The sequence below is a fragment of the Candidatus Kryptobacter tengchongensis genome (assembly GCF_001458555.1).
Taxonomy (GTDB): Bacteria; Bacteroidota; Ignavibacteria; order Kryptoniales; family Kryptoniaceae; genus Kryptonium; species Kryptonium tengchongense.
In genome coordinates this window covers 1-8,411 of the sequence record NZ_CZVH01000088.1, presented here as the reverse complement: position 1 = coordinate 8,411, position 8,411 = coordinate 1, and the positions used below count along the sequence as shown (strand labels likewise).

The following is an 8,411-nucleotide window of genomic DNA, read 5'->3' as shown; positions in this document are numbered from 1 at the left end:
AGATGCATAAAGCCACTGTTCATAGATTTCTTCGCTCGCTGGAGAAAATTGGGGTGCTTCAAAATAATATTATAAAGGATGCTGCTGACAATATAGCTATTAATTTTGGTGGGGCGACAAAGATTTCAATTGATGATAGGATACCGCCTACAGTTACTAAGATTGAATTTTATGATAGAAATAATAATGGTAAACTTGATAGCATGGTTGTTTACTTTAGTGAAGATATAAACTTACTTTCAGTTGATGGAAATCTTGGACTTGGCAAGAGAGGGAATCCGGTGACAACATGGGTAGTAAGTGGAAGGAGTAATGTTAGGGCTTCGTTATTTGGTTTTGCATCGGTATCGTCTGACAGAGTGCCTTTTGTTTTTGATGAGATTCCAGGTGATGAGGGAGATACTGGTGAAATGCCTGATGTAACAGTAACAGGTTCAACTATTGCTGATTTCAAACCTAATTATCTGGTTAATGTGACATCTGCTGATATTGTTGAGACAGACAAGGCTGGACCGGCTATTATGAATACTCCGCTTACAAAGATCGTTGCGCCAAATGTTGTAGAAGTTAGGTTCAGTGAACCTGTTAAATCAGCTACATTTAGTGGTGCGGATCTTGAATTTCAAATTGCCTCAACTGGTCGTATTCTTAATAATAATCAAATGACTTCGGTTAAGTTGCTTGATGGTGGGAGAACGGCGCGTGTATTCTTTGACAATAACTATTTTGTGTCAAGTGCAAGTGGTGAATATAAGGTAAGATTTTCTGGCTCTGGTGTGGTCACTGATGCAGCTGGTAATGTTAATACTCAGACCGGTCTTCAAAATCTCACATATGCAGTTACGGTAGCTTCACCAAGTGGTAGTGTTACAGCTCTTCCGGCGCAGATTCAGGGTGCTATACTTGAAGCTAAGTTTAAGCGTTCAAGCAATGATCCGTTCAGCAGTGAATACAAGGAAGGATATATTCAGGTGACAAGGTATGAGATTTATCGTCGCCTTGCTGGTGATGCTGGGGCACCACTGTATCCGGTATTTAGCTTTGTGCCACCTTCAAAGAATACGGTGAGCGGAGATACAATAGCTGTAAGATTTGTTCCAATACCACTTGATACGCTTGTTTACGATTACTTTATAGTTGCAGTTGCTGGCGATAAAGCTTCTGGTAGGGAAGCTGAACCATTGAAGATTGAGAATATCAATAATTATATTGTTGCAAATCTTAGCCTCAAGGGTGAAGGTGCGTTGCCGGGTATAGAGTCAGTTATCTCAGGGCTTGTATACCTTGGTAGCGCGAAGCTTCCGGCTGATTTGACGCCACCTGCTGCACCTGGCAAGTTTATTGTGGTTGATGATCCTGCGGATAATGGTTTAGGTTTGATTGCGAGGTTTGAGCTTTCACCTGATGATGGTAAGTTTATTGAATTTACAACCTGGGCCGGTACTCAAAGGATACCGCTTGTAAGTGGTTACAATATTTATGACGGTACAGGGAAGCTTATAGCAACGATTCCAGCTGGTGTTAAAGAGTACAGATTTAATGCGCTCAACAGAGAGCTCAATACTTATGTAATTAGGGCAACCGATGGTGGAAATGATTCTGAGCCATCAGCTCCAAATAAAGCTATTGCTGTTGATAATTCAGTGGTTGGTGATTTCAATTCAGATAGGAGAGTGGATGTTTTTGACCTTGTGATCTTTTCCAAGTTCTATGGTTTAGGTTCAAGTGATGGTGAGTATGACGTTGTTTTTGATCTCAATCGTGATGGGCAAATTAATATCTATGATCTTGTAGAATTCAGCAAAGTTTTTGGTACATCAGTTTCAAGCAAAGTGAATGTACCTGAAAAGCTTGGATATTTGAAGGGTGATATAAAGATAGATACTGAGACACTTGAAGGTGAGAGGGTGAGCGCAATATTGAAGCTTACTGGGGTATCAAATTTGAAAGGTTATCAGTTTAACATAAAGATTGAGAATGGAGAGATTGAGAGAGTAGATGGGGGCAAGGAATTTGGCTTGTTTGTTGAGAAAGCTTCCGCCAGCGGAAGGCTTGTCGCTGGCGTCTCGCTGGCGGAGGTTTCCTCCGAACCGGAGCTTGTGAGTCTTGTGATTAAGGTTAAAGACCCATCTGAGCCGGCGAGGATAGAAATCAATGATATTGTTGTGATTACCAATAATGATGAAGCAGGCTTATTGAACAATGTTTCCTATGAAGCGAATATTATTCCGAAGAAATTCGCTCTTATGCAGAACTATCCAAATCCGTTTAACCCATCAACAACTATAAGGTTTGATATCCCGAAAGAAGCAAGAGTTAAGGTGGTAATATATGATATTATGGGCAGACAAGTTAGGACGCTTGTTGATGAGGATTTAAAGCCTGGAGTATATAAGATAACCTGGGATGGGCGGAATGATAATGGTGAGATACTCTCAAGCGGGATTTATTTCTATAGGATAGTGGCTGATAAATTTGTGGATGTTAAGAAGATGGTATTGTTGAAGTAAGATTTAAATTGAACCCCTCCCCTATAGATGGGGAGGGGTTTTTAAATTAAAAAATAAAATGAATGGGGTAGATATGAGAAGGTTTTTGAAATTATTTTGTTAGTTTTGTTTACAACCTTTATTACAAATGGTGGGCAGAATCAAAGAGCAAGGGTTTTTATTGATTTTAATACTAAAGCTGGTAATCAAAATTTAGTCCAATTTTATTATCCATTTAGAGCTGGGGATACTTTGTATTTTGAAATTAGAGGGGATTCCCTTGCTGGGTTGATAGCTTATGATTTTAGGATTGGTTATGATACAAGTTATTTCCAATTTCTTACAGCAACAGCAAATAGTAATATATCAGGTGAAGTCAATGTTTTAAGGTTAAATGGTGGTTCGTTATTCACTGAAATAAGTAACGAGGTAACCCCTGGAGAGGTAGTTTTTGCGACATTGCTTAGGTCACAGGATTCAAGTAAATATGTAAGTGGTTCTGGTCTTTTGGGGGTTTTGAGTTTTAGAGTTAAGTCTAGTAATTTTACTAGTAAAATTAGAGTCATTAAAGCTAATTTTCTTGATTATCAAAATGGGAAAGACACAATAACTTATAATGTTGATTATACGGTTGGATCAGTGCAATTAGTTAACATAAGTGAAGCTCGGGTTGATGCAGATAGTAATTATGTACCTGATAAATTAGATCAGATTTTAGCAGTTGAAGGAATAGTAACATCAATAAATTATACTGCTTCAGCGGGTAGCTCATCATATTATATACAGGATGGGACTGGTGGTATAAATGTATTTTTAAGTGGTCAGGTAGTTAATCTTGACCCTGGTGATAGGATTAGGGTTGTAGGTAAAATAATTCAATTTAGAGGTTTAACTGAAATCTCGCCATTTGATAGTAGCGGTATTATTTTAATTTCAAAAGGTAACCAAATTCCTTCGCCTGTTAGAATAAGTGTAAGAAATTACCTTGCAAATGCTGAGGCATATGAGGGTCGTTTAATAAGGGTTGATTCACTTTGGAAAGCGAGTGGAACATGGCCCGGGGTAAATTCGGATGCAAATTTATTATTTGTATCATTTGATAAACAAGATACAATACTAATAAGGATAGATCGTGATACTGATATTGATGGGCAGAGGGAGGTTCAATACCCTGTAAGTGTAGTTGGGATAGCAAGTCAATTTACAAATAAAATCCCGCCGAATGATGGGTATCAAATTTTGCCAAGATTTTATACAGATTTTATACCTATAAATTTGCCACCATCAGCATTTAGTTTAACATCCCCGGGGGATAATTATAGTTTTCAATTTTTGTTTGGCGATACTTTATTAACATTTACATGGGATAAAAGCATGGATTTGAACGTGCCCCCAGATTCTGTAATGTATAGATTTCAAATTTATTTTCCATCAACAGGCAGGTTATTTAAGCGGGATTCATTAACTACAAATTCATATAATCTAACTTATTCAGAGATTTTGCCATACTTCTTGGGAACAGATACGGTGATTACAGGACAGTGGAGAGTTATAGCGTTTGATTCAAAGGGTGCGGAGACAAGTTCAAATCAGATATTTAATATTATATTGAGGAAAAAACCTGTCTTGGTTTCTGAATACAGTGAGATACCGAAGGAATTTGCACTTTATCAAAATTATCCGAATCCGTTTAACCCGACGACTTTAATCAAGTTTGATGTTCCAAAGGAGACAAATGTTAAGATAGTAATTTATGATATTCTTGGGAGGGTTGTAAAGAATCTTGTGGATGAAAATCTTAAACCAGGAGCATATAAAGTTATATGGGATGGTACAGATGCTTCAGGTGCAAAGTTGCCAAGTGGGATATATTTTTATAGTATGATTGCAGAGAACTATATAAATGTGAAAAAAATGGTGTTGCTTAAGTAAGGGAGTTATATTGCCGGATAATATTCCTTTTAATTGCCCTTGCTACCCTTTGGGAGCAAGGGTTTTTTGTTTTATTATAGGGGTTATAAAGTAATCTTTGCGTTTCGTAATTTAACTCATTGTTTAACATAGTGAAACAGTGAAATTATCGGCTATTGACATGAATTGGGATATTTTTTATCTTAATTCTGGATAAAAGATAATTTGAAAGTTCATGTCCATCGCACAAAAAAATAACTCAGTTGAGAAAGCGTTTGCAATTTTATCTGTTTTCTCGCAAAATGGGGGGAAATTTGAGTTTGGGGTTGGGGAGATAAGTAAAATTTTAAAGATGCATAAAGCCACTGTTCATAGATTTCTTCGCTCGCTGGAGAAAATTGGGGTTATTGAAAAAAATAGCGAGACAGGGAAATACAGGTTAGGACTTAAACTTTACGAACTTGGGAATAGTGTGTCGTTAAAGAAAATTATGGTGGATAGAGCGAGAAAGTATCTTGAGGATTTGCATTGGTATTTGAACGAGACTGTTCATTTTGCAACGCTTAAAAACGGGGAGGTTGCGTATCTTGATAAAATAATTGCCGATAGGAATTTTGTTATAATTTCGGAAGTTGGGAAGCGACTTCCTGCACATTGCACGGGGCTTGGTAAGGCAATGCTTGCTTTTTTGCCTGAAAAGGATGTTAAAAGAATTATAAAGGAGAAGGGGTTGAAAAAATTTACAAAAAACACGATAACGAATCGGAAAAAGTTTTTTGAGGAATTGAAAAGGATCAGGGAAAGAGGTTATGCGATTGACAATGAAGAGATTGAAGATGGCTTAAGATGTATTGCGGCGCCCGTTTTTAATGGTGAGGGGAAAGTAATAGCAGCGGTTAGTATTTCTGGACCATCAAGCCGAATAAATGAAGAAGTCTATGATGAGTATTCAAAATATGTGATTAAAACTGCAAAGTTAATTTCAGAAGAGCTTAAAAATATAGATTGGGGAATGTTGGGATGTATGAGTTAAATGAATTAACACATAAAGTTGGGGTTATCGGTAAAGTTCTTGAGCTTAAGAATTTCATTGGTGGTAAATTTGTTGATTCAGTGAGTGGTAAAAGGTTTGAGAGCAGATATCCTGCAACGAATGAGGTTATCGCAACTGTTCCTGAAAGTGGCAAAGAAGATGTTGAAATGGCGGTTAAATCAGCGGTTGAGGCTTTTAAAGTTTGGGGGAAAATGCCTGTTAAAGAGAGAAGTAAGTATTTGATGAGGATTTCGGAGCTTATTATGGATAAACTTGATGAGCTTGCATATCTTGAGTCAATAGATGTTGGGAAGCCGATAAAGCTTTCAAAGGGGATGGAGGTGCCGCGGGCGTCTTATAATTTTTCTTTCTTCGCTGAGTTTGCGAAGTATGTTCATACAGAGTTTTATGAGACGGATGATCGCGGGGCGATAAATTATGTTTTGAGGCGTCCAGTTGGTGTTGCAGGATTAATAACACCATGGAATTTTCCACTTTTGCTGACTACCTGGAAGGTTGCTCCGTGTCTTGCAGCTGGAAATACATGTATAATAAAGCCCTCTGAGCTCACACCGATAACTGCGACAAAACTTGCGGAAATAGCAGCTGAGGCTGGGCTTCCGGATGGGGTTTTAAATGTTGTTCATGGTTTTGGTCCTAATTCGGCAGGTGAGTTTATTGTTGCACATCCAGAGGTAAAATTGATCTCGCTTACAGGGGAGACAACCACAGGTCAAACTATAATGCGAACTGCTTCACAGCATCTTAAAAAACTGTCCTTTGAACTTGGGGGTAAAAATCCAAATATAATTTTTGCTGACGCAGATATTGAGCAGGCGCTTGATGTAACGATTCAGTCAAGTTTTTCCAATCAGGGTGAGGTTTGCTTGTGTGGTTCAAGGATTTATGTTGAGAGAAAAGTTTATGATGAGTTTGTTGAAAAACTTGTTGAGCGTGCTAAAAAAGTTAAAGTTGGAGATCCGCTTGATCCGGAAACTGATATGGGGGCGTTGATAAGTGAAGAGCACCTTCAAAAGGTGCGCACCTACCTTGAAATAGCAATTGAAGACGGTGGCAAAATCTTAACAGGAGGTAAAACGCCAGAGCACCTTCCTGAAAAATTTAAGTCTGGAAATTGGCTTGAACCTACCGTAATCGTGGGGTTAAATGATAACTGCAGAGTTATAAGAGAAGAAATCTTTGGTCCAGTTGTAACTATCTCACCATTTGATACAGAAGAGGAAGTTATTGAGAGAGCAAACAATACGCATTATGGGCTTAGCGCAACGATTTGGACAAAAGATTTAACAAGAGCACATCGCGTTGCTGGGCAAATTGAAGCTGGCGTCATATGGATTAACACATGGTTTTTGAGAGATCTGAGAACCCCATTTGGTGGGATGAAAATGAGCGGAATCGGAAGGGAAGGTGGAATTTATAGTTTTGAATTCTATACGGAGCTTAAAAATGTGTGCATAAAACTGTAGGTCAGGCGAGATAAAGGTAAAACCAATTTAAATTATTTTCATGTCAAATTATATTGAAATTTTTGCAGATGAACTATACTCAGCTGAGGTTAACTTAACCCCTATTGAGCCGTTGACATCAAGAAATGGAAGCATGACAATTGAGGATGCTTATAAAATTCAACTTAAAAATGTTGAGAGGAAGTTAAAAAACGGTTGGACGATCAAGGGGAAGAAGATTGGGATTACAAGTTTTGCAGTTCAGAGAATGCTTAATGTAAACCAGCCTGATTTCGGTTATCTTTTTGATACGATGTATGTTGAGGATGGGGGAGTGATCAAGCTTAGCAGTTTAATTCAGCCAAGGGTTGAAGGTGAGATTGCATTTGTAATGGAAAAGGATTTAAGTGGACCTGGAGTTACGGAAGCAGATGTTTTAAGAGCCACAGCCTTCGTTGTTCCATCAATTGAAATAGTTGATAGCCGAATAAAAGATTGGAAAATAAAAATTCAAGATACAATTGCAGATAATGCTTCTTCCGGTTTGTTTGTTCTTGGCGGTAAGAAGACATTGGTTGATAATCTTGATTTTAGATGTTTGGGGATGATACTTGAGCAGAATGGTGAAGTTGTTGTTTCTGGAGCTGGTGCAGCTTCACTTGGAAATCCTGTAAAGGCAGTCGCATGGCTTGCAAATAAACTTTCAGAATTTGGCGAGTATTTAAGAGCTGGTGAGATCATCCTTTCAGGGGCGCTTGCCCAACTTGTGGTCCCGAAGAAAGGTGATTTTTTCAAAGTATCAATTCAAAAACTTGGAAGCGTGAGTGTAAAATTTGAGTGAAATTAAATCATGTATGCAAGGTTTACAAGGTTTCTTGATAAATTTGTTGAGTTTAGACTTTCACATTATTCAGATTGGCTTGAATCAGGTGAACTTGTGATGCCATACGAGATATTTGAAGACTTCAGGGTTAGAAACAAAATTACTCTTGTTGCAGATACCGAAGAGGATAGGCGAAAGATAAACGAGTATTTAAAGCACCTTATCAGGTTAAACATCAAAACTCCTGATGAGATTGACCTTGATGAATATTTTCCAACAAAATTTTAGTTAAAAATGCAAAATGGGAAAGTTAAATGTGCGATTGTTGGAAGTGGGAACATAGGGACTGATCTTTTGATAAAAATTCTGCGATATTCAAAAAATCTTGAACCAGTTATGATGATCGGGATAGATCCAAGTTCTGATGGGCTTGCGCGGGCAAAGAGGCTTGGGATTGAAACGACTTATGAGGGAATAGAGGGATTTTTAAAAAGGAAAGATGTTGTTGAGCAGGTTAAAATTATATTTGAGGCAACAAGTGCGAGGGCACATCTTCAAAATGCTCCGATTTATGAAGAGCTTGGGAAAATCGCAATTGACCTAACTCCAGCTGCTATAGGTCCTTATGTTGTTCCCCCGGTGAATTTAGGAGAACATCTTGACAAATTTATCAAGAAACCTTGTAAACC

General features: G+C 38.0%; 6 protein-coding genes and 1 pseudogene. All 7 read left to right on the top strand.

Annotation, left to right across the window (positions count from 1 at the left end):
* On the top strand, positions 1–2,510 hold a 2,510-nt coding region (locus AT685_RS07225; RefSeq protein WP_072152117.1), incomplete at its 5' end, for a FlgD immunoglobulin-like domain containing protein.
* Between the two features lie 96 nt (positions 2,511–2,606).
* Positions 2,607–4,421, top strand: a complete 1,815-nt coding sequence (locus tag AT685_RS07220) for a FlgD immunoglobulin-like domain containing protein (protein ID WP_072152116.1) — start codon at positions 2,607–2,609, stop codon at positions 4,419–4,421.
* 214 nt (positions 4,422–4,635) lie between these two features.
* On the top strand, positions 4,636–5,433 hold the full coding sequence (locus tag AT685_RS07215; protein WP_072152115.1) for an IclR family transcriptional regulator: 798 nt from the start codon (positions 4,636–4,638) through the stop codon (positions 5,431–5,433).
* Positions 5,421–6,920: a 5-carboxymethyl-2-hydroxymuconate semialdehyde dehydrogenase gene (gene hpaE / locus AT685_RS07210; protein ID WP_072152114.1), complete on the top strand. Its 1,500-nt coding sequence runs from the start codon at positions 5,421–5,423 to the stop codon at positions 6,918–6,920. Before AT685_RS07215 ends, hpaE begins: the two co-directional genes overlap by 13 nt.
* 40 nt (positions 6,921–6,960) lie before the next feature.
* Positions 6,961–7,740 carry a 2-keto-4-pentenoate hydratase gene (locus AT685_RS07205; protein WP_072152113.1) on the top strand — a complete coding sequence of 260 codons (780 nt, stop codon included), beginning with the start codon at positions 6,961–6,963 and terminating at the stop codon, positions 7,738–7,740.
* Between the two features lie 9 nt (positions 7,741–7,749).
* A complete protein-coding gene (locus tag AT685_RS07200; protein WP_072152112.1) occupies positions 7,750–8,010 on the top strand; it encodes a hypothetical protein in 261 nt (86 codons plus the stop codon).
* Positions 8,011–8,016: 6 nt separating this feature from the next.
* Positions 8,017–8,411 (top strand): annotated as a pseudogene (locus AT685_RS07195) (acetaldehyde dehydrogenase (acetylating)); the annotation flags it as partial.

What these genes read in the sequence shown, in the direction of transcription:
- AT685_RS07215 (WP_072152115.1), top strand. Translation starts at nt 4,636, where the DNA reads ATGTCCATCGCACAAAAAAATAACTCAGTTGAGAAAGCGTTTGCAATT.
- hpaE (WP_072152114.1), top strand. Translation starts at nt 5,421, where the DNA reads ATGTATGAGTTAAATGAATTAACACATAAAGTTGGGGTTATCGGTAAA.
- AT685_RS07205 (WP_072152113.1), top strand. Translation starts at nt 6,961, where the DNA reads ATGTCAAATTATATTGAAATTTTTGCAGATGAACTATACTCAGCTGAG.
- AT685_RS07200 (WP_072152112.1), top strand. Translation starts at nt 7,750, where the DNA reads ATGTATGCAAGGTTTACAAGGTTTCTTGATAAATTTGTTGAGTTTAGA.